At 61.2% G+C, this 23,804-nt stretch carries 34 protein-coding genes; 14 read left to right on the top strand and 20 right to left on the bottom strand.

Annotation, left to right across the window (positions count from 1 at the left end):
• Positions 1–2: 2 nt before the first annotated feature.
• The 8 genes from MTR72_RS14610 to MTR72_RS14575 all read right to left on the bottom strand — a co-directional run bounded on the left by MTR72_RS14610 (position 3) and on the right by MTR72_RS14575 (position 4,700).
• A complete protein-coding gene (locus MTR72_RS14610; RefSeq protein ID WP_280967285.1) occupies positions 3–371 on the bottom strand; it encodes a hypothetical protein in 369 nt (122 codons plus the stop codon).
• A complete protein-coding gene (locus MTR72_RS14605) occupies positions 368–1,261 on the bottom strand; it encodes a class I SAM-dependent methyltransferase (RefSeq protein ID WP_280971152.1) in 894 nt (297 codons plus the stop codon). The genes MTR72_RS14610 and MTR72_RS14605 overlap by 4 nt, the downstream gene beginning before the upstream one ends.
• Positions 1,262–1,420: 159 nt before the next feature.
• Positions 1,421–1,594: a hypothetical protein gene (locus MTR72_RS14600; protein ID WP_280967286.1), complete on the bottom strand. Its 174-nt coding sequence runs from the start codon at positions 1,592–1,594 to the stop codon at positions 1,421–1,423.
• 287 nt (positions 1,595–1,881) lie between these two features.
• Complete coding sequence (merB, locus tag MTR72_RS14595; protein ID WP_280967287.1) at positions 1,882–2,205, bottom strand: organomercurial lyase; 324 nt, start codon at positions 2,203–2,205, stop codon at positions 1,882–1,884.
• Between the two features lie 168 nt (positions 2,206–2,373).
• Positions 2,374–2,601, bottom strand: coding sequence for a GDCCVxC domain-containing (seleno)protein (locus tag MTR72_RS14590; protein ID WP_280967288.1), 228 nt, complete (start codon positions 2,599–2,601; stop codon positions 2,374–2,376).
• 8 nt (positions 2,602–2,609) lie between these two features.
• Positions 2,610–3,953: a dihydrolipoyl dehydrogenase family protein gene (locus MTR72_RS14585; RefSeq protein WP_280967289.1), complete on the bottom strand. Its 1,344-nt coding sequence runs from the start codon at positions 3,951–3,953 to the stop codon at positions 2,610–2,612.
• A gap of 52 nt (positions 3,954–4,005) precedes the next feature.
• Positions 4,006–4,290: a mercury resistance system periplasmic binding protein MerP gene (gene merP, locus MTR72_RS14580; RefSeq protein WP_280967290.1), complete on the bottom strand. Its 285-nt coding sequence runs from the start codon at positions 4,288–4,290 to the stop codon at positions 4,006–4,008.
• A 14-nt stretch (positions 4,291–4,304) separates the two neighbouring features.
• On the bottom strand, positions 4,305–4,700 hold the full coding sequence (locus tag MTR72_RS14575) for a mercuric transporter MerT family protein (RefSeq protein WP_280967291.1): 396 nt from the start codon (positions 4,698–4,700) through the stop codon (positions 4,305–4,307).
• Between the two features lie 48 nt (positions 4,701–4,748).
• Between MTR72_RS14575 and MTR72_RS14570 the strand changes: the two genes are divergently transcribed.
• The gene (locus MTR72_RS14570; RefSeq protein WP_280967292.1) at positions 4,749–5,198 is read left to right on the top strand and encodes a MerR family transcriptional regulator; all 450 of its coding nucleotides are present in this window, start codon (positions 4,749–4,751) and stop codon (positions 5,196–5,198) included.
• On the opposite strand, the gene MTR72_RS14565 is transcribed toward MTR72_RS14570, so the two are convergent.
• The 8 genes from MTR72_RS14565 to MTR72_RS14530 all read right to left on the bottom strand — a co-directional run bounded on the left by MTR72_RS14565 (position 5,195) and on the right by MTR72_RS14530 (position 10,735).
• Entirely contained in the window at positions 5,195–5,335 is a 141-nt protein-coding gene (locus MTR72_RS14565; protein WP_280967293.1) for a hypothetical protein, read from the bottom strand. The two genes, MTR72_RS14570 and MTR72_RS14565, sit on opposite strands and share 4 nt — an antisense overlap.
• Positions 5,336–5,344: 9 nt before the next feature.
• Positions 5,345–6,040 carry a cytochrome c biogenesis CcdA family protein gene (locus MTR72_RS14560; protein ID WP_280967294.1) on the bottom strand — a complete coding sequence of 232 codons (696 nt, stop codon included), beginning with the start codon at positions 6,038–6,040 and terminating at the stop codon, positions 5,345–5,347.
• Complete coding sequence (locus MTR72_RS14555) at positions 6,040–6,300, bottom strand: thioredoxin family protein (protein WP_280967295.1); 261 nt, start codon at positions 6,298–6,300, stop codon at positions 6,040–6,042. Before MTR72_RS14555 ends, MTR72_RS14560 begins: the two co-directional genes overlap by 1 nt.
• Positions 6,301–6,303: 3 nt before the next feature.
• Positions 6,304–6,723, bottom strand: coding sequence for a heavy metal-responsive transcriptional regulator (locus tag MTR72_RS14550; protein ID WP_280967296.1), 420 nt, complete (start codon positions 6,721–6,723; stop codon positions 6,304–6,306).
• A 71-nt stretch (positions 6,724–6,794) separates the two neighbouring features.
• Positions 6,795–9,251, bottom strand: coding sequence for a heavy metal translocating P-type ATPase (locus tag MTR72_RS14545; protein ID WP_341510433.1), 2,457 nt, complete (start codon positions 9,249–9,251; stop codon positions 6,795–6,797).
• Between the two features lie 44 nt (positions 9,252–9,295).
• The gene (locus tag MTR72_RS14540) at positions 9,296–9,529 is read right to left on the bottom strand and encodes a heavy-metal-associated domain-containing protein (RefSeq protein ID WP_280967298.1); all 234 of its coding nucleotides are present in this window, start codon (positions 9,527–9,529) and stop codon (positions 9,296–9,298) included.
• Positions 9,530–9,781: 252 nt separating this feature from the next.
• Positions 9,782–10,012 carry a nitrate/nitrite transporter NrtS gene (nrtS, locus tag MTR72_RS14535; RefSeq protein ID WP_280967299.1) on the bottom strand — a complete coding sequence of 77 codons (231 nt, stop codon included), beginning with the start codon at positions 10,010–10,012 and terminating at the stop codon, positions 9,782–9,784.
• A gap of 24 nt (positions 10,013–10,036) precedes the next feature.
• Positions 10,037–10,735 carry a haloacid dehalogenase type II gene (locus MTR72_RS14530; RefSeq protein WP_280967300.1) on the bottom strand — a complete coding sequence of 233 codons (699 nt, stop codon included), beginning with the start codon at positions 10,733–10,735 and terminating at the stop codon, positions 10,037–10,039.
• 374 nt (positions 10,736–11,109) lie between these two features.
• Between MTR72_RS14530 and MTR72_RS14525 the strand changes: the two genes are divergently transcribed.
• Together MTR72_RS14525 and MTR72_RS14520 are read left to right on the top strand one after the other, a co-directional pair.
• On the top strand, positions 11,110–11,472 hold the full coding sequence (locus MTR72_RS14525; protein WP_280967301.1) for a thioredoxin family protein: 363 nt from the start codon (positions 11,110–11,112) through the stop codon (positions 11,470–11,472).
• Positions 11,473–11,474: 2 nt separating this feature from the next.
• Positions 11,475–12,200 carry a cytochrome c biogenesis CcdA family protein gene (locus MTR72_RS14520; protein WP_341510432.1) on the top strand — a complete coding sequence of 242 codons (726 nt, stop codon included), beginning with the start codon at positions 11,475–11,477 and terminating at the stop codon, positions 12,198–12,200.
• 132 nt (positions 12,201–12,332) lie between these two features.
• Here MTR72_RS14520 and MTR72_RS14515 read toward each other — a convergent pair whose 3' ends face one another.
• Together MTR72_RS14515 and MTR72_RS14510 are read right to left on the bottom strand one after the other, a co-directional pair.
• Positions 12,333–12,569: a hypothetical protein gene (locus MTR72_RS14515; protein ID WP_280967303.1), complete on the bottom strand. Its 237-nt coding sequence runs from the start codon at positions 12,567–12,569 to the stop codon at positions 12,333–12,335.
• Between the two features lie 356 nt (positions 12,570–12,925).
• Positions 12,926–13,957, bottom strand: coding sequence for a DUF3179 domain-containing protein (locus tag MTR72_RS14510; RefSeq protein WP_280967304.1), 1,032 nt, complete (start codon positions 13,955–13,957; stop codon positions 12,926–12,928).
• A gap of 401 nt (positions 13,958–14,358) precedes the next feature.
• On the opposite strand from MTR72_RS14510, the gene MTR72_RS14505 reads away from it, so the two are divergent.
• The 11 genes from MTR72_RS14505 (at position 14,359) to MTR72_RS14455 (ending at position 21,376) form a co-directional block, all read left to right on the top strand.
• The gene (locus tag MTR72_RS14505) at positions 14,359–14,706 is read left to right on the top strand and encodes a BufA1 family periplasmic bufferin-type metallophore (RefSeq protein WP_280967305.1); all 348 of its coding nucleotides are present in this window, start codon (positions 14,359–14,361) and stop codon (positions 14,704–14,706) included.
• 60 nt (positions 14,707–14,766) lie between these two features.
• Entirely contained in the window at positions 14,767–15,654 is an 888-nt protein-coding gene (gene bufB, locus MTR72_RS14500; RefSeq protein WP_341510435.1) for an MNIO family bufferin maturase, read from the top strand.
• Complete coding sequence (locus MTR72_RS14495; protein ID WP_341510431.1) at positions 15,638–16,426, top strand: HvfC/BufC N-terminal domain-containing protein; 789 nt, start codon at positions 15,638–15,640, stop codon at positions 16,424–16,426. The genes bufB and MTR72_RS14495 overlap by 17 nt, the downstream gene beginning before the upstream one ends.
• Entirely contained in the window at positions 16,423–16,926 is a 504-nt protein-coding gene (locus tag MTR72_RS14490; RefSeq protein WP_280967308.1) for a DoxX family protein, read from the top strand. Before MTR72_RS14495 ends, MTR72_RS14490 begins: the two co-directional genes overlap by 4 nt.
• A gap of 58 nt (positions 16,927–16,984) precedes the next feature.
• Positions 16,985–17,617, top strand: coding sequence for a sigma-70 family RNA polymerase sigma factor (locus MTR72_RS14485; protein ID WP_341510430.1), 633 nt, complete (start codon positions 16,985–16,987; stop codon positions 17,615–17,617).
• Complete coding sequence (locus MTR72_RS14480; protein ID WP_280967310.1) at positions 17,614–18,285, top strand: DUF1109 domain-containing protein; 672 nt, start codon at positions 17,614–17,616, stop codon at positions 18,283–18,285. The genes MTR72_RS14485 and MTR72_RS14480 overlap by 4 nt, the downstream gene beginning before the upstream one ends.
• Positions 18,286–18,408: 123 nt before the next feature.
• Positions 18,409–18,978 carry a peroxiredoxin-like family protein gene (locus tag MTR72_RS14475; RefSeq protein WP_280967311.1) on the top strand — a complete coding sequence of 190 codons (570 nt, stop codon included), beginning with the start codon at positions 18,409–18,411 and terminating at the stop codon, positions 18,976–18,978.
• 71 nt (positions 18,979–19,049) lie between these two features.
• Entirely contained in the window at positions 19,050–20,036 is a 987-nt protein-coding gene (locus MTR72_RS14470) for a Vgb family protein (protein WP_280967312.1), read from the top strand.
• 21 nt (positions 20,037–20,057) lie between these two features.
• Complete coding sequence (locus MTR72_RS14465; protein WP_280967313.1) at positions 20,058–20,255, top strand: hypothetical protein; 198 nt, start codon at positions 20,058–20,060, stop codon at positions 20,253–20,255.
• A 268-nt stretch (positions 20,256–20,523) separates the two neighbouring features.
• Positions 20,524–21,189: a hypothetical protein gene (locus MTR72_RS14460; protein WP_280967314.1), complete on the top strand. Its 666-nt coding sequence runs from the start codon at positions 20,524–20,526 to the stop codon at positions 21,187–21,189.
• Positions 21,190–21,205: 16 nt separating this feature from the next.
• Positions 21,206–21,376 (top strand): hypothetical protein, encoded by a 171-nt coding sequence (locus tag MTR72_RS14455; protein ID WP_280967315.1) that lies wholly within the window; start codon positions 21,206–21,208, stop codon positions 21,374–21,376.
• 28 nt (positions 21,377–21,404) lie between these two features.
• Here the strand turns inward: MTR72_RS14455 and MTR72_RS14450 are convergent, their stop codons facing one another.
• Positions 21,405–22,235 carry a class I SAM-dependent methyltransferase gene (locus MTR72_RS14450; RefSeq protein ID WP_280967316.1) on the bottom strand — a complete coding sequence of 277 codons (831 nt, stop codon included), beginning with the start codon at positions 22,233–22,235 and terminating at the stop codon, positions 21,405–21,407.
• Positions 22,232–23,797: a radical SAM protein gene (locus MTR72_RS14445; RefSeq protein WP_341510429.1), complete on the bottom strand. Its 1,566-nt coding sequence runs from the start codon at positions 23,795–23,797 to the stop codon at positions 22,232–22,234. Before MTR72_RS14445 ends, MTR72_RS14450 begins: the two co-directional genes overlap by 4 nt.
• Between the last annotated feature and the right edge of the window lie 7 nt (positions 23,798–23,804).

Here is a 23,804-nt window from a genome sequence, read left to right as displayed (position 1 = left end):
CGTTAACCCACAACAAGTACAAGACCGCAGGCGATCACTGCGATTCCTGCCAAAAGACGTGCAGACAGCGGTTCGGCGAACACCAGCGCGCCGAGGACAGGCGTCAGCGCAAACGCGACCGCCACGAACGGATACGCGCGCGACAGCGGCGTGAATGTCAAAAGCCAGACCCACAGGACGGACAGCGCAGCATAGAGCACGATGGCGCTGATAAACGGTGCGTTCTGCAACAGCAGCAGCGCACGCTTCGACAAGGGATAGCCGTCGCCGACGCGCAGCGCGGCGGCCTTGAACAGGAGCTGGCCCGCCGCCATGCCGGTCGCGTAGGTGATGAGCAATGCGATCTGGCCGAGGTTGAGGCGCTCTGTCATGGGAGGCTCTGATCCGAACATGGGGGCGCCTTGCTCAAGACCACGCGCATTGCGTCGAACAGGTTCACTGGAATAGCGAACCGGTTGCCGGTCGGGCTGGCCGCGATCTTGCGGCCGAGCATGCGACCGACCTGGAAGGCGATCAGCGAGAACGGCACGAATTTCCAGGGGTAATCGGAACTTTCGACGCGCAGGCCCACCGAATGGGCGAGAGACCCGATGCTGTCGCGGTTGAAGAACCACAGGTGCTGCGGAGGCGTCATCAGGCGCCAGTGCGCGCCGGTCAACCGCGCCGCCAAGGAACCGAAGTCTCCGGTCGTCAGCACGATGATTCCGCCCGGCCGGAGATGGTCCGCGAACAGTGCGAGGGCTTCCTGTGGGTCGGGCAGATGCTCGATAACATCGAGGAGGACGATAACATCCAAGGTGCCAAGCGACTTGAGAGTCGCTTCGCTCAGCAGGCCGCAGACGACGTTCAAGCCGAGATCGCCAGCATGGGCAGCAGCCGCTTCCGCCGGCTCGATGCCGCTCACCTCAAATCCGGCGCGGCGGGCCTCATCGAGAAAAAAGCCGTAGGCGCAACCGATCTCGAGCAGGCAGCCCTGTGGCTTGCGGTGCCGGATGAACTCGACCGTACGGGCGAACTCGCGCCGTAGCACGGGTTCGGCGCCGCGATAATCGGCATAGCCGTCGGACTGACGGCCGGAAAAGTAGCCGTCGTCATAATAGGCGAGGGGATCGAAGCTCGATGCCTCGGTGCGTCCCAATCCGCAGTCACGACATTGAACGATTTCGCAGCCGTTCTTGATGTAAAGAAACCGATGCGGCGTCTCCCGACTGCACGCGGGACACTTAAGCGTAAGCGCAGTTCGGTCGTTTCGCATCAGCACATGCGCCAAAGGCGTTCTTCTCAGTGCGAAAAAACGCCTCCGATGCCGAACGGTTCCGCTCGCCGAACAGCCACGGGGTCGCGGGCTGCCTGGCTGGCAGCTGCGAAATAGATCAAGGACGGTCCACACTCTCGCCGGTGCAGCACGGTGAGACGGCGGTCATCCGAGGGTACGACGCCGGAGCTGCTGGGCGCCAGCGTGACGACGCTGGCCCCAGGGTCGGCTCGAGCTGATCTTAAGCGGCTTGGCCGAGTTGTCGCCCAGGATGCCGGCGCGCTGCACGTCCGCAAGCTCCGGCGTCTTCATGGCGTGCTCGATCGGATAGGAGGGCACGGTGTGTTCCCGGCTCCCTCGCCTTACTCCATCACTTACTACTTTCGGCGCGATCTGGAATTAGATGGCGATCTCAAGCACATAAGAGTTCGCAGTTTTATTCTGGGTGGCGCGCCAATTTCTGTTTATTTGCAGCACGATGTGTGCACCCGGACCAGGACTTGGGCGCCGTCTCATTGATGCGAGTAAGCAATTCCGAATGAAACTGACCGTGCTCACTGACGGCGCGCTCTCATCGAGAAGCATGTCACTCAGTGGACGGCTCCCTCGGTGAGCATCGGCCACACTCAGCACCTCCATTCCCGGCTGCAGGTGTTGCCAGTCCCGCGCTGCAGTGGCGTAGCAAAGAAACGACCGGGATTGCAAAAGGCGGTGCGGACCGAGTTCATCTGCTCCGGCGTCACCATAGCGACGACCGCGGTCGACGGCTCTAGCGCGCTGACGCCGGTTGCCGGATCGACCGTCAACATGATGGGAATGCCGGTGATCGCGCAGGGAGATTCGAGATGAGCCGGACGGCCGATCACGGCAGGGAAGAACAGGGTGTCCAGTGCACACCATGTGTGCAAGCGTTTACCATCGATGTTGAAGCGGTGCGGTGTGGGACGCAAGGTTAGTGCCCAGCCAATTATGCGGCCTTGCTGATCGTATTCGGTATCATTCCAGCCGGCGACTGCACACTACTTCCGGCTTGGCCGACACTGGCGACTAGCCGATCGGAGAGATTTGCAGATGTGGATTACTGGCGCAACACGACACCGTGCTCCAACGTGATCGCTTTATCCCCCGCAACAATGCGCCGTACCGGACCTGCCTGAACGCTCGGCTTGGATTGGCGGGCACGGGACAGAGCCGTAGGAGCAAAACACGCAACAATCGCCTGGCTTTGGCCGCAGCCTCGCCCCGCAACCGGTGCAGTCATAAAAGAACTGGCAAGCATCGGTCGGCATGATTTCCAGCTTGGCAGTAGCGCAGTGCGGACAGTTGATGATGGATTCGCGGGTCATGGCGCTTCCTAAAGCATGTAGCCGATATCGGAGGCTCCGGTCGGATAGCCGAAGATCGTCGATTTGAGATCGTCGATCGTGAGATCGTTCCGAATCGCAAGCGCGAATAGATTGATGACTTCATCGGCGTGCGGTCCGACGAGGTGTGCGCCGAGAATGCGATCGCTATCTTCGTCGACGAGCGTCTTGTAGCCGTAGACGGATTCGGCAACACGGCGGGCGGTATACCAATTTGGCACGCTCGCGGACTTCACGCGCAATTTTGGTGCCTGCATACGGGCGGCGCTCTCGGAAAGCCCGACCGCGGCGATCGGGGGCAGTGTGAATGCGACGCTTGGGACGCCCCGATAGTCAGGCTTGTGACGATTGCCTTCCAGGATGTTGGCCGCGGCCACCTTGGCATCGTGACTCGACACGGGCGTCAGCGGCGGGCCCTTTGCCGCGGCGTCCCCCGCTGCATAGACGATCGGGTTGGACACACTCTGCAAGAAGTCGTTGAGTTCAAGTCTCCCGTCCGCGATGGCAACATTCGCGGCCGACAAATTGAGCTCTGTCAGATCAGGAACGCGGCCTGCTGCATGTACCACGAGATCGGCGTTCACGATCGCTTCGCCCTGCGGCGTCTGCACATGCACGCGGTATTCATCGCCGCACTGCTCGATCGCCGTCACCGCATTTCCAGTGCGTACGTCCACGCCGATTTCGGCAAATTTCTCCATCAGCCAGTCAACCAGTTCGGCGTCGAAGGCCGGCAGCATCCGTACCGCGCGCTGCAGGACCGTCACTCGGGCGCCTGCGCGCGCGGCTATGTGCGAGAATTCAGCGGCAATGTAGCCGCCGCCGACCATCACGATGCGCCCGGGCAGTTCCGCAAGATCCATGAAGGCATCGCTCGTGGTGAGATGCCCGGCGCCGGGGAAAGCGAGAGGGGCCGGCCGGGCACCGCTTGCAATCAACACGTGACGGCCTCGAAGGGTGTGATCACCCACCGCGATGCGATCGGGCCCGGCGAAGCGAGCCAGGCCATGAAACGCATCGATGCCTTGCTTGGCGAAGTCTTGCTCGCGCTTTTTCGGCACGGGATCAGTGAAGGATCGCCTGAAGGCGATCAGGTCTTTCCATTCGATGGATAGGTCTCCTATCACGCCGCGAGTTCGCATACGGCGCGCGAGATCGATGGCCTCGGCGCCGCTGACCATCATCCTCTTGGGATCGCAGCCGCGCAGGGCGCAGGTGCCACCAAATGGGCGATGGTCGATCACCGCCACCGACCGTCCCGCTTTGCGGACCCGGCTTGCAGCCACCTGAGCCGCGGTTCCAGTACCAATCACGATGAGATCATATGAATCCATACGTCACCCTCCGCGCAGGTCGAGGCTGGTGCACCCGCTTGGATTGCTCGGGCTAACCCTTGGGAGCGGAAGGATAGCCGGCATTGGTGGTGGCGGCAGTCAGCGCGTTCACGCCAGTTTTCTCATCATCGAAGGTCACGATGGCCGTCTTGTCCTTGTAAGACACGGCGACCTTGGCCACGCCCGGCACCCGTTCCAGGCTTGCTTTGACGGTGTGAGGACACGCCGCGCAATACATATTCTTGACCGCAAGCGTAACCGTCTTCTCGGCAGCCAACGCAGCGGAAGACGCCAGCAGGCAAACTGCGAATGTCGTGGACATAAGCGCTTTGTTCATGGGGAACCTTTCACTCATGAGTCGAAAAGCAGTGGCGCCAGGAAATCGAAACCAAGCGCCGCAACGACGAGGACCGTGGCCACGACCAGCGCGGTCTTGGCCAGCCGGTTCGGCAAAGGACGACCGCAGGCTTCGCCCTCGACGCAGGCCCTTTGCGATGCACGATGAACGAGCCAATAGCCAATTCCGAGACATACCACCGTGGCGGCGAGAAAATAGGGTTGATAGGGCGCAAGCTGGGTGAAGTTGCCGATCCAGGCGCCGCTGATCCCGAGGCTGAACAGAACCACAGGCAGGATGCAGCAGGACGAGGCGGCGACCGCACTCAAAAGGCCGCCTGCCGCCAGCAGGGTCGTTCCGCGCCCTGAACCGCCGGCAATAGGGTCTTGAGGATCTTGCTTGATTGTCATGCAAACGAGGCTACATCCCGTAGCGACTACAGGATCAAGGGGTTTCCCATGGCTGCGATCACGGGTGCGCGAGCGGAGGAGATCACCATCGGCAAGCTGTCGCAGCTTACCGGAGTGAACATCGAGACCATTCGCTACTATGAGAAAATCAAGGTGCTGCCCGTCCCCTCGCGCGCCGAGAATGGGCGCCGGATGTACGGTCCGGCCGAACGGCGTATCCTCGCCTTCGTGCGGCGCTCGCGCGAGTTAGGGTTTTCGCTCGACGAGATACGCGCCTTGATGCGCCTAGGCGGCCCTCAAAAAGCCTCTTGTCGCGAGGTCCGGGAGATTGCCGCAAACCATCTCGATGACATCCGAGCCAAGATCAAAGACCTCCGCAAGCTCGAACGCTTGCTTACAAAAACCGTCGCCCAATGCACCGGCACCACGGCGCCCGAGTGCCCGGTGCTGGACATTCTCGATGTCCAATCTCCAAGTCGCACGAGAGTGACGATCTAGACGCCGCTTGCGCCAAGCGTGAACAGAACCAGGGGCGGCATGCAACACGCCGATGTTGCGACCGCCGCAATGAGGCTGCCGATGGCAGCGGTGTTGCGAGCCAGTTCCTGAGCCCGCGTGAGCTGTTCGGTCGTCATGGTTTAGGCTCACACCGCCAACTCGGGTATCCAAATATAAACTGCGTTCAGCATGTAGAGCCCCATCACAATGAGTGTGAGGCCGCCGACAATTTCGAAGCCGCGCCGATATCGCGAAAAGATCTTCAGGTTTTCAAGCCAACCGACTGCGAAGGCGCCTAGGGCGATGGGGATCGCCCGGCCGATGGCGAATGCAAAAAGCAGGACGATGCCGAGCACGACCGAGCCGAGTCCGACCGTAACCCCAAGCAGCACGACCAGCGCAGGGGTGCACACCGGACAGACGGCAACCGCGAACGGAATTCCGAGAAGAAAGGCGCCCCACGTAGCAGTCGGACGGGTCGCCTGGAAGCCGAACGAAGGCAGCGGAATGCGAAGCCAACCGGCCCACATGAGGCCAAGCACAATCAAGAGAGGTCCTAGAACGAGCCCCCATCCTCTTCCGGTAACGTCGGCGGCCCATTTGCCGCCAAGACCCGCTATGAAGCCGAGAACGACATGGGTGAGGATCATGCCCAGGATGAACAGCGAACCGAAAATCAGGGCTTGGCCCTTGTCCCGGCCCTTGGTCACATAGGCAAGTGAGACCGGGATGGAGGCCAGAGCAACTGGATTGAAGCTGAACGCGAGTCCTGCAAGGAAAGCCACGCCGACTGCAGCTAGGCCAGCGTGCTCCACGGCCGTCCGCAGCGCCTCCGCGTCCATCACTTCCTCGCTCCGCTTCGTTCGACCAGTTCTTTGCAGAGTTGGACTCTTGTCGGCAGGGAGGTGAAAACGACCTCGCCGTCGATCACAACGGATGGCAGCGTGATGACACCAAGCTCGACAGCGGTGTCCATGTTGTCAAGGACGTTAACGTTCCGCCACTCTAGGTCCTTGACCGCGTCTTGTGCCGCCGCGCGAAGCTCGGCCTGGCGATCCTCGCAGCCCGCGCAGCCTGGGCTATAGAACATCTCAACCTTCATAGCTCACTGCACCGTCTTCGAACCGTTGGCCCGTTCCAGCGCAGCGATGATCGTGCATTCTTTCACCGGCTGCCCCTCGTTTGCACACTCGGCGATCAATTGATCGAGAGCCTTGGACATTGCCCTCATCGCCCGAATCTTGCTTTCGATCTGCAGCTTCTTCTCGATGGCTCGTGTGCGAACGTCCCCGCAACAGGCCTTGTCGCGACTGCGCAACTCCAGAAGATCGCGGATTTCGGCCAGCGTGAACCCGCACTGCTGGGCGTGCTTGATGAAGTGAATGCGCCGGGCAGAATCGCGGTCGTACAGCCGATACCCCGCAGGACTCTTCCCCGCCGGGCTGATCAGGCCTTCCTGCTCATAATAGCGAAGGGTGTCGTTGCTGACGCTCGTCAGGCCAGCCAACTTGCCGATTGTAAGCATGCACTTGTACTCCAAGGGGCCCTTTCTGAACCTTGGAGTATACTCCAGGGTCAAGCCCATCGGGCGCGGCTCTAGACCGATTGCGGTGCCGGCACATTCACAATCGGCTGACCGACGCTGCGGATCGCGTCGAAGAACAGGCGCGGCGCCCCCCAAAGCGAATTGAAGAAGATCGCGGTGACGCTGACCGCCATCGCCACCATGGCCCACACGGGGAAGATCAGGCCAGTCGCCGCGATCGGAATGCCAACGCCATTGAAGAGGAAGGCGAGCATGACGTTCTGGACCATCTTGCGGTAGCTGCGGCTGCTGATTTCGCGGGCCTCCGCGAGCGCATTCAATCGATTCGACAGGATAATGATATCGGCCGATTCGATCGCGATGTCTGTTCCGCCGCCCATGGCAATGCCGACATCGGCCTGCATGAGGGCCGGGGCATCGTTGATGCCATCACCAACCATGGCGACTCGGCCGGTGTTTTGAAGCTGGCGTACGATCGCGGCCTTGTCCTGCGGCAATGTGCCGGCGTGGACCTCTTCGATCCCGATCCCGCGAGCCACCCATCGCGCCGCTCGCTCATTGTCACCGGTCACAAGGATTGCTTTGAGGCCCTCCCGGCGCAGCGTGCCGATAGCCTGGACAGCGTCGGCTCGGAGCGTGTCGCCGAGCGCTATGATGCCCAACGCCTGCTTATCCCGCGCCACTCCAACCACCGTCAGTCCGCTGGCCTCAAGAGCCTCGACGCGTGTACCGAGTTGGCTGAGATCGACCTCTTGATCCGCGAGGAAACGCGGATTGCCGACGATAACCTCGCGACCTCCGATCCGGGCAGTGATGCCCTTGCCTGGCAAGGCCTTGAAGCTTTCGACGTCCGGGGGTGTCACGCCGCGCTCGAAAGCAGCCGCGACCACTGCCTGGGCGAGCGGATGCTCTGAAGAGGCCTCGGCAGCCGCCGCAAGGGCGAGTAGCTCAGATTCGGCCGCGCCAAAGGCTTTGACCTCGCGTACGACCAGGCGTCCTTCCGTCAACGTACCGGTCTTGTCGAGTACGATCTGCTGCACCAAGCGGAAGCCCTGGAACGCCTCGCCGGTGCGCATCAGGATGCCTCGCTCTGCGGCTTGGCCGGCGCCGCGCACGATGGAGAGCGGCGCGGAAATGCCGACCGCGCAGGGATAGCCCATCACCAGCACGCTAAGGCCGGCGAAGACTGCCCGCTCGATGCCGGGATGCCCGCTGGCAAGCCATGAACCGACCAGCCAGCCGATGACAGCAAGTGCCGCCACCACGAGAACGGTGGGCGTGTAAATGCGCAGCACCCGGTCAACGAGATGCAGAATGCCGGGCTTCAGCGCCCGCGCGTCTTCCACGTGCCGGATCACTTGATTGAGGAAACTACCCTCGCCAACCGCCGCGATCTTCACGAGCAGCGTGCCGGTGCCATTGATGGAACCGCCGATCACGGTAGCGCCTTCCGTTTTTTCGACCGGGATCGACTCGCCGGTGACCAGCGATTGGTCGACACCAGAATGTCCGCTGACCACGACGCCGTCGGCAGGAATGCGCTCGCCGGGCCGGACGCGCACGAGATCGCCAATGCGGACTTCCTCGATCGGCAATACGATTTCTTTGCCGTTGCGCACGACGCGAGCGGTCTCCGGCTGCAGATCAAGCAGCCGCTTGACCGCTTGGGAGCTGCGCGTCTTCACGACGAGCGACAGCCATTCCGAAAAAATATGATAGGTGCCAACCATCGCCGAGACGGCAAAGAACGGCGCCGTCGGGTAGTCCGGCCGATTGAGCACGAGGCCGATGATGCCGCCAGCAATGCCCGCGAACGCGCCGATCTCAAGCAGCACATGCTGGTTGAGAATGCCGCGCCGGAGCGCCTGAGCGGCCATGTGAAGAATGTGTTTCCCGACCCCGAAGACGAGCACCAGGGCAAGGGCACCGGTCAACCATGGAGCAGCGCTGACAAGGTATCCGTGCAAATTGAGATACAGCAGCGTCAACGCCATCACCGCCAGGCCGATGAAGCTCGCGGTCGCGACCCAAAATCCGGCCGATCTCAGGACCAGGAAAACAAAAGTGCCGAGGCTCAGGCACACCAGGGCCGGAAGGAAGCCGATCCAGCCGACGGACGGATTGGCAATGATCGGGATCGACGCGACGCTCAGGACCACGGCCAGCACGAACCGTCGCGCCTCGTGCACCAGGTCCCGCTCCTCTTCCTCAAAGGGTCTGAGCTTGCGGGGATCGGAAATTGTGTAGCCGATGTCGCGCAGCGTCTGCAGGAACTGGTCAGGGCGGGCAATGGCCGGATCGTATTCGACCAGCGCTTGCTCATGGGTCAAGCTGACGGCTACCTTATCGACTCCGGGTAGCCGCCCGAGTGCTTTCTCGATGGTGCCCGTACAGAGGGAGCAATGCAGGCCGCCGACGCGAGCCCGAATCTTCCGGCGATTTGGCCTCGCCGACGGCTCCTCGCTCCACGGCGTGACGGTGGAAGCAGTTCCCATCGCGATCGTCATTGCGTTCTCCATTGCGGCTGCCCCTCGCCTGCGTCGGACGTAGGTCAGCGGGGGCTTCCGTCGGTCTCGCAGGACACGACCTGAAATCGGCGCCCTTGGATCACGTCTACAAGGCGGTCTTCCTGAACGGCTTGCGGATCAAAGAGGACACGCGCTTGCCGATCCGCGAACGAAACCGACGCCATGCGCACGCCCGGCTCCTTCTCAAGGAGGCTCTGGATGTTGTCCGCGCACCCGTCGCACTTCATGCCGTCAATGTTGAAGATGATCGTTTTCATCAGGCTCCTCTTATGGCATCCGTCTAATGTAGACGTGAGACTAACCATTGGACCTAGCTCCAAGGTCAAGCCCGCAAACCGAACCGCCGTTAGCCCCGGAATTCCGCTCTCGCGATCGTGCCTGCCGACATAGTTGCGGTGATCTTCGAAGGCCTGGAGGCGACCCGGTGCGCTACGCGGCGGGAGCGATCACGTTGGTCAACGACATCGCCGAGAACGATCGCGTCCAGCAGCGTCAATGTCCAAAGAACATCACTGTTCTTGGTGCATTTTGCGAATTTGGAAGGAGACCGCGCCATATGTGCAAACAGCATACGGGACGAAGTAAGTCAGAATCATCTTGATCCAATTGATTGACGCTGCGCCAAAGAGAGCGTCCCCCTGATTGATCACGTTCAACACCGTCCCAACAATAAGGGCGACAAGAAATGAACGGCGAGGCACGCCATCAGAAAAGGCACAACGACAGGCGAGCCTCAACATCGACATCTATCTCCCGACTTGCGTTTATATTTGTCGGACCGCTCCGACGATTCTCGGCAGGTCCGCCAGCGTTTCGATCTCGTGGTCGGGGTTTCCCGGCAGACGCTCTTTGCGCTGTCGGTAGCGATTGCACCAGATGACTTTCATCCCAAAGGACGATGCGGCGTAAGCATCCCAGGCGTTTGAAGACTGAAAAGAGATTTGCGGGGCTGGAATGCCTAGTTGATCAACCGCAAGCTGATAGACTCGAGGATCCGGCTTGTAGACGCCGACGTCTTCGACCGACAGCACCGCATCAAGCAAGCTATCGATCCGCGCATTCTTTACCGCCGAATCAAGCATCGCGGGCGTTCCGTTCGACAGGATTGCGGTCTTCAGCCCTGCAGCCTTCAACTGCTCGAGAACGCCTTGCACTTCCGGGAACGTGTCGAGCGTCAAGTAAAGTTCCATCAAACGATCGCGGAGCCCCTGCTGATCCAGCATCAAAGTCTCCAACGAAAAGTCCAAAGCGTCGCCCGTCACCTGCCAGAAATCAGCGTGACGTCCTTGTGCGGCGCGAAGCCAGGTGTATTGGAGCTGCTTTTCGCGCCAAAGGGTGGTCAGCTTGTCGAAGCTATCGCCGAGCACATCGCGGCAGCGGCGCGCAGCGGACGCAAAATCGAATAGCGTCCCGTAAGCATCGAAGACACAGGCCCGCACGGCGCCCGACAAGTTCGTGCTCATAGCCTTAACCTCCCTCGATCTCTAGACGGTCGAGCTTTGCGTGAGGTCCTATCCCTCCGGAAACCGCAAGTTGCGCTTTGGGCCTATTCGTTCTCGGCCCGCCGAATGTTACACCGATATCGACCAATCTTATTGCCAAGCCGATCTTATTGATAAGCCGAAGCCCAGGCTAGGCGTTGGCGAGTTTGGTCGCGGCGCGGTCATTCAGCGGCCTCCCGGGTAACCTGTGGTCAGTTCGAGGCATCAACGCGCAAGCGGAATTTTCTGAGATGGCCTGGTAACTTTTCGGGCCTCCGAGCGAACTAGTGCCGCAGGGACCTTGAGGTTCGTGCGGCAACCGACGGAGATCGAAAATCATGCCTTCAAAACTCCACATGGCCTCGCTGGCGACGGCGACACTCCTCATGTCGTCACTTGTCGCTTGGGCGGGGCAACCGTTTGACGCGAAGGCGTTTCAATCCGCCCAAGCCGAGGAAAAGGCCATCCTCGTTGACGTTACCGCGTCCTGGTGTCCGACCTGCAGGCAGCAACGGCCGACTGTCCAGCAGATCGAGAAGGAAAAGCCGGACCTCGTTGTCTATGAGGTCGATTTCGACAAGGCGAAGGACGTGCTGAAGCAGTTTCGTGTCCAGTACCAGAGTACGCTCATCGTCTTCCGCGGCAATAAAGAGGTTGCACGTTCGACCGGTGAAACCGACCCCGCTCTCATCCGCGGGTTGATCGCGAAGGCGTTCTGACGGTGGTCGGTATCGGCAACCTGGCGCTCGGCTACGCTGCCGGCGCGTTATCGACGTTGTCGCCCTGCGTGCTGCCTATTCTGCCCATCATCCTTTTCGCGGTGATCGAGCGGAACCCATGGGGACCGCTCGCGCTGGCTGCGGGACTCTCGACTTCGTTCGCGGCCGTCGGAATTGTCGTCGCGGCGGTCGGCTTCAACATCGGAATTGATCCGTCTACGTTGCGGCTCGTGACTGCTGCCCTGATCGCCGGAATGGGAATCGTTCTTCTCATTCCGACTCTTCAAGGCAGATTGACAACCATTGCGACGCCGGTGGCAACCAAGGGACAAACCCTGCTTGAGCGGGTTCAGCCGTCGGGACTTGGCGGCCAGTTCGTCCTTGGCACTCTGCTTGGAGTGATCTGGTCTCCTTGTTCGGGCCCCACGCTTGGGGCAGCGGTTGGGCTCGCCGCCCAGGGCAACAGCATCGCGAGCGCAGCGGTCACCATGATCAGCTTCGGTCTTGGTGCAGCGACGCCGATCCTGGCTCTCGCCTACGGCTCAAGACAAGCCATCTTCGCGCGCCGCGACTGGCTGAAGCGCGTGTCGCTCATCGGAAAGCCTCTCATGGGCGCGGCCTTCGTTGGCATCGGCGCCTTTGTCCTTACCGGCCTCGACAAGATCGTCGAGGCCGCCTTGACGCGCGCCATGCCGGAGTGGCTGGTCACCGTGACGACGCGGTTATAACCGCACCGTCGGGTAGGAAGTGGCACCGCAGGGCGATAGTTGGGTGCGCTGCCGGGCTCCGGACCCGGCCGCGAAATCTTGGCATGATTGGAATCGCGCCGCGCCACTTTCACCAATGCCAGTGAAGCAATGCTAGCGGTGCGCCCTGACGTGCCGTTTCGCGTGGCTCTTGCCCGGAGGCAGGAATGCCATCGCGGCCAGGCTGTGCGCCGGCGTGCGCACGCCTGCATGCAGGATACCTGCATTCGGATGCATCGACGCGAATGCACCCGGCTCCTGTTGGGCGAACTGAGAGGGCTGTGCGAATACCGGCGTTGCCGCCATCATCAACAGAATGGTCGCCGCACTGAGGCTTGTGAGTTTGGTCATGGCGTTTCTCCATGTATCGATCACTAGCGAAATTCGTAGATCCTCGAAGAACGACTCGGGCAAGTCCGTCCGATCGTTGATGACGCGCGGACTCTCCTGTCTGCGCTCCTCAACGCTCAAGAAGGCCTAGCGAGAGCGAGTCGAGAATCGTTTGAATTGCGGAATGCACTTCTGTTGAATTATTTGTTGAATTATTCGGAGTAACGTCTGCGAAGGTTACGCTCTCGCGGCGACGAGAAGCCGCCTGCCCTTACCTTCGCAACAGCCGCCCAAGTGCCGCGCCCGCGAGCGCACACGATACGATTGCAGGAGCTGTCGATGGGCCTACAAAGAGGTCACGTGCGCGGCAACGAGCGTCACTTGCGATTTTCCGGACCGGCCGATGCTCTCTTGTGAATGGGGCTGTCCGGCCTGAAGGCGTGGAATGCAAATGCAAAGGCGACGTCGTAAGGAATGTCGGACAACTGTCCGCCTTGCTGTCGCTGCACGACGACATTGCCGATGTCGCGGCCACCTGCGACGGTCCCCTTGTCGAGCGCGGAGGTTTGCCCGGCCTCCCATTTGAGAACGATATCGCCGGCTTCGATCGTGCCACGCTCTCTCAGCAGCGGCAGCGACCATGCTTCGTGATACCCCGGCCTGGTTTCGACGGCGATGACGCGTTCCATCGGATCGATGTCGTCAGGCAACGAGCCGTCATAGAGGAACGGCTTTTGCCCGCTCGCGTCGTACCCGGCATAAGGATTCCTGCCGTAGTTGCGCGCGCCAGGGTCGTTCGGGATCAGCACCTGCCCGTGAGGAAAGCGCTGACGGAAGCGCTCAAAGGATTCCAGGCGCGAAGGAACCAGCCGAAGGTGTTTCCCGCTCATGACGCCCACGATGGCATCGCCCCCGAATTGTTGCCACCAGCTCTCGGTCTGACGGTCGTACATCACCAGATCCGAGTTTCGGAGCTTGCCCGTCGTGCCGAAATCGAGAACGCGGTTCTCAATTGTGCGCTCGAAGACAAGCGAGCTGTTGCAGAGCGGGCAATAGGTGATGGTTACAGGCATACCTCCCACAATATCGTTCACAATCTCGTGCCAGATCAGGATGCTCAGCGGGTACGCGCGCGCGTCGTCGCGGATGGCAAGCGAAATGACCGGCTCCGCGTTACCGATCCGGGCGGCCGATGCGGAGGCAGCGCCGTCGTTAAGTCGCTCGAAGCGAGGCTTATCGATCGACCGAATGCCGTCCTTGGGCGGGCCGCCTGACTTGATCTCATTTAGCGGGACGGTGTGCTGCGAGAAATCGGTGTGGGGCCATTCTGCTCGCCAACGACTTGGCTCGGCCGCGGCACTGCCAACAATCGTGGTGCCAGCGACGACAAGCGCCGGGGCAAGCGCCATCAAACGTATCCAGTTTGCCAATCTCAATGTTTCGCCGTTGAGGATTCTTAATCTTGCCTCAGCGCCTCGGATCACGACCGGAGTCGATTTAATCTCCACTGTTCGCTTGATGGACCACAATGGTTACCGGCGGGTCGGGTTGCGAGGCGAGGCTCCCCGCTGACGAAGGACGGCTTTGCCGCGGTTACGCGGCGCTGCACACAAACCGCGGCAAAGGCGTCATGAATTCCACCCAGCTACCGACCACCTCCAGCCAACCGGCTTTGCGGAACCGGGGGCTCCAGGTCTTTCGGCGTAACCTTTCGGCGTCCCGAACGAATCTTTTCTTGGCGGGCAGGTTCGGCCTGCCGCACGGGCGACTGCGTACGCTCGCACAACAACCTGCAATCGGAGGAACAGAAATGTCCAATCGCACGCTATCCGCACTGGTCGCCGGCGCCTTTGTCGCAGCCGTGGGATCGCTCGCCGTCGCACCGGCCGCGGCGCAGATGAAGAAGGGCGACATGGAAAAAATGATGAAGGAAAAGCAAGCCGAGACAATGAAGGCGCTGAAGGGCGGCAAGGTGGAGAAGTGCTTCGGCGTGGCGCTGAAGGGTCAGAACGACTGCTATGCGGGGCCGGGCACGACCTGCGCCGGGACCAGCACGGTCGACTATCAGGGCAATGCATTCAAGCTCGAGGCCAAGGGTACCTGCACAACCATACAGACGCCAAAAGGGCCGGGAAGCCTGACCGAGAGGAAGGCCTGATACCGTATCGTGGGCGGGCACCCCGCTGCCTGCCCACTCTCCTCTGATCGGAGGTTGCCCGTGTCGCTTCCGTCGTCTTGCACAAGAAGTTGCATCCCCGCACGCGGCGGCGTCGGCCTGAAGGCCGAGCATTACCGCACGATCCTCGAGCAGCAACCCGACATCGGCTTCTTCGAAGTCCATGCGGAAAACTACATGGGCGCGGGCGGGCCGCCGCACCGCTATTTGTCGGCCATTCGCGAGCGATATCCGCTCTCGCTCCACGGCGTGGGTCTTTCGATCGGCGCCGATCGGGCGCTCGATAAGGAACATCTTAAGCGCCTCAACCGGCTAATTCTTCTCTACAGGCCAGGCTTGTTTTCGGAGCATCTGGCGTGGTCATCCCACGACAGCGGGTTTCTCAATGACCTGCTGCCTGTTCCCTATACCGCCGAGACGCTCACGCGCGTCATCGAACATGTGGATCAGGTGCAGAACGCACTCGGCCGGCAGATGCTGCTGGAGAATCCGTCGACCTACCTCGCCTTCGCCGAAAGCACTTACTCCGAGATCGACTTCATCACCGAGGTGGTCCGGCGCGCTGGCTGCGGCCTTCTGCTCGACGTCAATAACGTCTACGTCGCCTCCACCAACCAGCAGTGGGATCCGTTCGCCTACATCGACGCCTATCCGCTCAAACATGTTCGGGAAGTTCATCTCGCCGGCCATACGCGAGACGCCGACGGCAAGGGGCGGCCACTCCTGATCGACACCCACAATCGCCCCGTCGACGAAATCGTTTGGGATCTCTACGCGCATACGGTCCGGCTCACCGGGCCGCTTCCCACCTTAATCGAATGGGACGCCGACGTGCCGACCTGGCCCACGCTGCAACGCGAAGCCGAATGCGCCGAGGCGATCATGTTCGCAACCAAATCGGAGGCCGTACGTCGTGCAGCAGCTCGCTGAAAGGCAGCGCGATTTCGCTGCATCTGTGCTCGATCCAGCGCTCCCGATGCCCGAGGGTCTTCTTGGCCCGGACGGTGAGCCGGATGCGAAGCGGTTCGCCGTCTATCGCAACAATGTCGTGGTCAGCCTGATCGAAGCGCTGCAGCACGCGTTCCCGGCCGTGCACCGCGTTGTTGGCGACGATTTCTTTCGCGCCATGGCACGCGCCTACGTCATGGTCCAGCCGCCGCGCTCGCCAATCATGCTTGACTATGGTGCCGGCTTCCCGGACTTCATCCGGAACTTCAAGCCCGCGGCCGGGCTGCCCTACTTGGAAGACGTTGCACGGATCGAGCGCGCCTGGACGGAAGCATATCACGCACCCGAGGCTTCGCCGATTGATCCAAGCGCATTCAGCGAGGTCGCCCCCGATGAGCTGCCTGCAATGCGGCTCGAGCTTCATCCTTCGCTGCGTCTGGTCCGATCGCAGTTTCCCGCGCTGACCATCTGGCAGATGAACGTCGGCGACGGCATCCCGGCTCCGGTCGATCTGGCTTCCGGCGGCGAGGACGCGCTGATCATTCGCCCCGCGGCCGACGCTGAGGTTCGCTTGATCCCAAAGGGCAGCCTGGAGTTCATCCAGGCACTGCGCGACGGAAGGCCGGTGCTCGCTGCGTTAAAGGAAGCTTTGACTGCGAATTACCGCTTCGATCTCTCGGCCAATCTTTCCGATCTAATGCGCGCGGGTGCCCTGGTCGGGTACAGCCTGGCACAAGAGGCGGCCCAGACATGACCGTGCATGTGAACATCGCAACGCTCGAGAGTGCCACTCGCGTACTGGCCGATTGGCTCGCCCGCGTCGCTCGGGTGTTGGCTCCGCCGGTGCTGCGGATCGCGCTTGCTGTGCCCTTCTTCAAATCCGGGCTAACCAAGTGGGACGGCTTCCTGTCGCTGTCGCCGGCTGCCGAGTTCCTCTTCGAGGACGAGTTCAAGCTGCATATTTTTGGTCAAGCTTATGACTTCCCTTTGCCCACCGTGGTCGCATACCTCGACGGCATCGCCGAGATCGTGCTCCCCATCCTGCTCGTTGTTGGCCTTGCAACTCGTTTTTCCGCACTGGGGATCCTGGTCATGACCGGCGTTATTCAATTGGTCGTGCCGGAGGGATGGGCGAATTTCCATCTGCCGTGGGCTGGCTTGGCAGTAGCCATCATCGCGCTTGGACCTGGGACGCTCTCCGTCGATCATTTGCTTGAACGGCTGCCGCGGCCCTGGAAGCAGGGAGGCGCCTGATGTTGGCGAGCTCCCGTTCCTCGTTATATGTGCCTCGAGCCCAATGGAACGCTCGGTCATGACGCACGACTCTCGCAGCCGCGGACTTTCGCTCAGGCTTGTCGGGAAGCATGAGAGCGGCGCGCACGAGACAGCGTCGGTCGCCAGAGATGTCGACTGGTCGATCCTGATGGCCCGTGCACAGGAGGGAGACCGAACCGCCTATCACCGGCTGCTGCAGGAAATCACGCCGTATTTGCGTTCTCTTGCGGCGCGGTGGCACCGTGACCCCGGCGATGTTGAAGACTCTGTTCAGGATGTCCTTCTGACCATCCATTCGATCCGAAAGACCTACGACCCGGCCCGGCCATTTGCGCCGTGGCTGGTTGCAATTGCGAACCGGCGTTTCATTGACCGGCTGCGCCGTCAGGGCCGCACCAGAGACCGTGAAATACCTTTAACCACCGAGCATGAAACCTTTTCCGAACCTCAAGCGAACCTGGAAGTGAAGCAGGACAGGCTGGAGCTTGAAGGCATGGTCAACGATCTGCCCCCTGCGCAGCAGAACGCCGTCCGGCTGCTCAAACTCAAGGAGATGTCATTGAAGGAGGCCGCGGCGCTGAGCGGCATGTCGATCAGCTCCCTCAAGGTCAACGTCCACCGTGCGCTGAAGAGCCTTCGGAAAATGCTGGTCGATCGGAGCGAACCGTGATCAAGACACCCGATCTCATTGCTTCCCTTGCGGCGAACGCCACGCCGGTACGGCGGCTGCGGCCGCCGGTCATGCGGGCGGCGTGCTGGCTCCTGCTTGCAGCGGTCGTCTTGACGCTGCTGGCCGTCAACCAGGGAATTCGCCCCGACCTGGTTCGGCGGCTGCAGGAGCCGGCCTTTGTCGTCTGCATAGCGGCCTCGCTTCTGACCGGGGTACTCGCGGCGATCGTTGCCTTCCTCGTGAGCCTCCCCGACCGGTCGCGGCTCTGGCTTCTGCTTCCGATCCCGGCGCTGATCCTGTGGCTTTCGAATATCGGCTATCAGTGCCTCACTCAATGGGTCGCTATTGGACCTGACGGCATGAGTTTTGGGGAGGCCGCGCGCTGCTTCGCTACGCTCGTGCTGACCAGCCTGCCATTGTCGCTCGCGATGCTGGTGATGCTGCGCTATGCGGCTCCGCTTCGCCCAATCGCCGCGACCTTCATGGGTAGCTTGGCGGTCGCTGCGATCACGGCAACGGCACTGTCGCTCTTCCACGTCATCGATGCGACCGCGATGGTCCTGATGTGGAACTTCGGAACCGCAGCTCTGTTCGTCGGCCTGGCAGGTCTGTTCGGTCGGACAATGTTCCGATGGGCCGCGCCTCGAACGCTATACGCACGAGACTAGGCGTTGAGGTCACTGAAAACGTTCGGTGACGGCAGGCCGCATTTCTTCCCGCGCCCAGGGCTCAGGGGATCACAGGCCTCGATGCCGAGTTCTGATAGAAGAAACTGAGAAGGAGCAAGACACATGACCGATTTCCCACACCTGTTTCCGAGGCGGGCCGTTCCACCTCTTCGAGTTGACCTCGCGAGCGGCGGCACCTTCGATCTTGCGCGCGAGAAGCCTGCGCAGTTCACGCTTCTCGTGTTCTACCGCGGCCTTCACTGCCCGATCTGCAAGACCCAGCTTAGGGACCTGGAAGCAAAGCTCGATGAGTTCGACAAGCGCGGCGTTGCGGTGGTGGCCGTATCGTCCGATACGAAAGAGCGGGCCACACAGACCATGGACGGCTGGGGATTGACGCGGCTGCGTCTCGGCTACGGCCTCGATCTGGCGGCGGCGCGGCGGTGGGGCTTGTTCATCTCGTCAGGGCGCGGCATGACCTCCGTCGGAGTCGAAGAGCCCGCGCTTTTCTCCGAGCCGGGACTCTACCTGATACGGCCGGACGGCACGCTCTACTTCGGCAGCGTCCAGACCATGCCGTTCGCGCGACCGCACTTCGCCGACATTCTCGCCGCAATCGACTATGTCCTGAAGAACAATTACCCGGCGCGCGGCGAAGTCATGGATCTGTCGGAAGCAGCCCCGGCAGCGTGACGCGACGCAACGGCACTCCGCGAAACGCACGCGATGAGCGTGATCGCGCTGGGCAAAGCTGAAAATGGGCCATGAGAATTGCTATCGCGCCATTGGTGCTGGCAATGGCGCTCCGATTGGGGGCGGCGATACCTGCTACTGCCCAGACATTTACTGAATTCACTTTACCTACTCCCGCCAGCCGTCCCTCCGCAATCACGGCAGGACCAGACGGCGCGCTGTGGTTCACCGAGGCCGCGGGGAAGATCGGGCGAATCACCTCCGATGGCACCATAACCGAGCTCCCAATCAAGGGGGGCGGCATTTTGCATTCCATTACAACGGGGCCTGACGGCGCGTTGTGGTTCACAGAGTTCACCTCCAAGAGGATCGGGCGCATTCCGACCACCGCCACGGCAGAAAACCTGCAACTAACCGAATTCGCGATCCCTGGGCCGGCCGGACCACTTGGCATAACGAGCGGGCCAGATGGTGCCCTGTGGTTCATCGAGCCGGTCGGAGGCAAAATCGGGCAGATCACGACCACCGGCGTGGTCACCGAATTCCCGATCCCCTCGGCCAAGAGCGGAGAGATCACGGCTGGACCAGACGGCGCGCTGTGGTTCACATATGCTCGTGGCAAAATCGGGCGGATTGCCACCACGGGCGCGGTCACCGAATTCACGATCCCTCCGGAGGATAGCAGCCCCGGGAGTATTACGACCGGGCCCGACGGCGCGCTGTGGTTCGCCGAACCGGTGAGTGGCAAAATCGTACGAATGACTACCGATGGCAAGATAACCGAATTCGCGCTTCCCAATCCCTATTCCCAGCCATGGGGCATCACGACGGGGCCAGACGGCGCCTTGTGGTTTACCGAATCCGCTTGCGTTCGCCAGCCGGGTCCACGCTGCGCCATCGGCAACAAAATCGGTCGGATCACGACGACCGGTTCAGTCACCGAGTTCGCGATCCCGTCGGACGGTAGCGGGCCTCACAGCATCACGAACGGGCCCGACGGCGCGCTGTGGTTCACCGAGTACTATGGAAGCAGGGTCGGACGCCTGGTGCTTCCTTGACCTACACGATTGTCGTTGGAGATGGAGAAAACACAGACGCGCCGTGGTATCGTCCAGCCAAACGCCGCGGTATTCTTCATGTGCCGACTGACATCAACAGGGATCATCGCGATGATGGAGCCCGTGGTCGGTCTGGTTGAACGTCTCCTGAAGCGAGTCATCGTCGTCGCGATCAAGGTAGACGACAACTTCCACATCAATGCCAACCCGGCTTCTTAGCCGATTTCTATCGCCGCAAAAGAGAAGTAAGCGGGTTCAGCCTCATCAAGGCGGCGAGGAGGGTAGCTACAGCGCGGCGCGGTTGGGCTGTGCGACCATGCAACCTTGAGCCCGAGGAAATGCTTGTCCCGAGACCGTCTGACCCAAAATTTATTCTCAATGGCCGTAACCTTCTCGGCAGAACTATCGAATGGCATTTTGGGGTAGCTGCACGTCTCGCTCGGCGCGAACCGTCTTGCGTCCTCATCAATCTTGGAGCAGGGATTCAATGAACCTAGCAAACTATGCAGGCCGCTCGTTCGGTGCACTACTCACGTTGGCACTGACGGTCCTTTCGGTACCTAGTCAAGCCGACGAGGCGATTCACCTGGATTTCACGGCGCACGCCTCCTTTTTCTCGGCTGAGACGCATCAGCCGAAACCGCTTGACCCGCATGTCTTCGTTGCGGACGCGTCCGCAGCCGCCGCGGTGGGACCTCAAAATATACAGCACGTGGCTGGCATCCGCCCGGCGCTGATTGACCAGGACCCAAAGACTGCCCCTCTCGTCAACGCCAAGGGTGAAGCCTTGGGATTCGATCTCGGCGACTGGCTCGCGGCCAAAGGCACCGTTACCATCACTCCGTCTACCGGTGGCAAGGTCGAGATTTCGGTTCAGTTCAGCCACTTGCAACCGGGCGGCCATTACAGCCTTTTCGAAAATCATTTCGACCAGAAGCCCGTCGGCTTCACCCCGCTCGACGACACGGGCAAGACGAACGATTTCGTGGCCGGAGCGGATGGAACCGCCAAGCTTACGGTGATGGCTCCGCAGAAGCTGACCCACGACAATGCGGTACTGCTCGTCTACCACAGCGATAAGACCGCACATGGCGAGCAGCGCGGCGAAATCGGCGTCAACGCCCATCATCAGCTCATCGCCAGGATACAGTAAGCCTACAGGGGTAGGAGTGATCGCCTCGCGCGGCCCCTTCCAGCTCATCGTTCCGGATGTGCCGAGCATCGGCGCCACCGGCGCCTATCCGGATGTGCTGTCCCCTGATTTCGTGGTGCCAAGCTCGATTCTGCTGCACGCGTTGTCGCTGCGGCAGTTGTACCGGCGAGCCAAGCCTCGTGCCTAGGCCGCGCGAGGCTTCGTTGTTGCCCGGACTATCCTCCTTTGGCAGCAATCAAGATCGCGTAGCCTAACTCGCCCGCCCCTATCGCTTCCAGCACGCGCCGCGTGAAATCCTTCACCATCGCAATATCGAACCCTGGCAGCGATAGCTTGTTCAAGCCCACCATCACTTCGGTCATGAGAAGTCGCGTGCGGATCTGGTTCACGAAGTCGATCAACGCGCCATTGTGCACTTCAGTTGCCACTACCCTTAGACCGGCTGCGGCGAGCAGGGCCCCGTATTCCGTGAGCGGCTGAGCATCGGCTATGCAGGCAATCCACGCCGCAAGGCACTGAAGTTCGGACGGCAGGGTCCCTCGGCGCGTCGGGTCGCTTAGACCGACTTGCCCACCCACGCGAAGCACGCGCGCAAATTCCGTCGCGGCAGACGCCTTGTTTGGGAACGTGCACAGCGCGCACTCGCAAACGATTGCGTCGAACGAGGCATCGGCAAAGGGCAATCGCTCGGCATCCCCGCAATAAAAGGTGACCTTGTCGCTCAAGCCTCGCTCGCTGGCGCCGCGTTTCGCCTCCTCGATATTGCGCGGACTATAGTCAAGGCCGATCACCTCGCACCCGAACCGCGTCGCAAGCGTCAACGCCGTTGTTCCCCGGCCGGCGGCAACATCCAGAACCCGCTTTCGCGGTCCCAAGCCCAGCATGCGGCCGAGCCGCTCGGTCATCTCGGTGCCGCCTGGATGCAGCGCGTCGCCCAGCAGCAGCTTCACTGCGTCGCTTTCATAGACAGTTGCGCAGCACTGCTTAATCGCCGTGGGCGAAAGTGCGCCTGGCTCGGTTGTGCGCTGGTTGTCCGCCTCGTTCATCGGACGTGCGTGCGGTCGCCGAAGTCGAATACGACGGGTCTTGGCTTGTAGGCTCGGCCTTCCCGCCTGGCGCGCCGTCGCTCTGGCTCCATGGCATTGAGCTGCCGCCGCGCCTGCTCGCGATAGCCGACCGAATTGTAGGCGCAGAACGGAATCTGCTTATCCCCCGGCAGCAGAAATTCCTTGCAGCACTTCATGAGGTTCTTTTGATTGAAGGTCCAGGGGTCCATGAAATCTTGGAGCATGATCATGATCATGCTTTTCGCGATCTCGTTGATCGCCAGCCCATCCGGAAGCGCGCACGCTTGGCACGATATCGCGACCTGCTGCAGCGATTTTTCCGAACCTGCGACAGAGGACGACGACCACAGGCCTTCCAGCGCCGTCCTGACTTCGTGGCTGAAATCCGGTACGATCCGGTTGGTGATGTAGTCGAGGTAGTCGTTGACGTTGATGATGCGCGGCAGTGGGGTGACCTTATCGCCTTCGACGAAGGCATAGGTCACCGAATTGCACGTCGGAAAGCAGCACGGCACTGGCACAAAGTCGGAGGCGACGAATTTGCCGCCCGTTTGGATCTCGATCTGCCGAATGATATCGGGAATCGTCATCCGGCTCATCGGGTCGTGGTTCATATGCCGGCCTGCGTGAAATGCCGGCTGAAAGGTGATGCCGCGGATGGTCGGATGTTCGATCGCAAATTCGACGATTCGGCCGATTTCACGCTCGTTGACGCCGCGCTCGATGGCGGGGACGATGGTCACGTCCAAGCCGATCTGCGCGAGCCGGTCCAGGGCGAGAAGCTTTTCCTCCAGGAGGTCCGGCTCGCCGCGAATGATCCGATAGGTATCCCGCTCAAAGCCGTCGAACTGGAAGTAGAGCGCGGGCCTCACCTCGTTGAGCTGTTCGAGGAATCGATCGTCGCGGGCGATGCGCTTTCCGTTGGTGTTGATCATAACGAAGCGGATATTGCGGGCGTATGCGGCGCGGACGAAATCGATGATCTGCGGGTGCATCGTCGGCTCGCCGCCGGAAAACTGCACCACCTCGGGCTGACCTTCCGTCCGCACGTAATCGTCGAGCATCTGCTCGACTTCTTCCACGGTGAGGCTGAAGCCGGGCGCTGCATCGGCAAAGCAAAGGGGACAGTCCATGTCGCATGCACTATTGACCTCTATGATGCCGAGGCAGGTGTGCTGCTCGTGGTCAGGACAAAGGCCGCAATCATGCGGGCAGCCATGTTCGACAGCCGCTCCGTGGGCCAGCGGGATCGTGCCCGGCTTGTTGTAGCGCGCGAACGAGATGTAGGCATCGGCATCGCCGTACACGAGCGACATGAACGGCCCGCACTGCGGGCAACGCTTGCTCATATAGACTTTGTTGTCGCGCAGAAGAATCTTGGCATCGATAACCCGCCGGCAGGCAGGGCAGATACTTCGCGTCAATTCATGGAATACATAGTCTGAATCGCCACGATGACCGTTGGCAATCTCGCTTGCGCCGGCGTCCCGACCAACGTCAATGGCCTGCTTGGCACCTAAGTCAAGAATGCGCTCGTTCATTCGGCTA

The sequence above is a fragment of the Bradyrhizobium sp. ISRA442 genome, from assembly GCF_038085055.1.
GTDB lineage: Bacteria > Pseudomonadota > Alphaproteobacteria > Rhizobiales > Xanthobacteraceae > Bradyrhizobium.
Note: the sequence above shows the minus strand (reverse complement) of the source record. Positions and strands in the feature narration are given on the sequence as shown.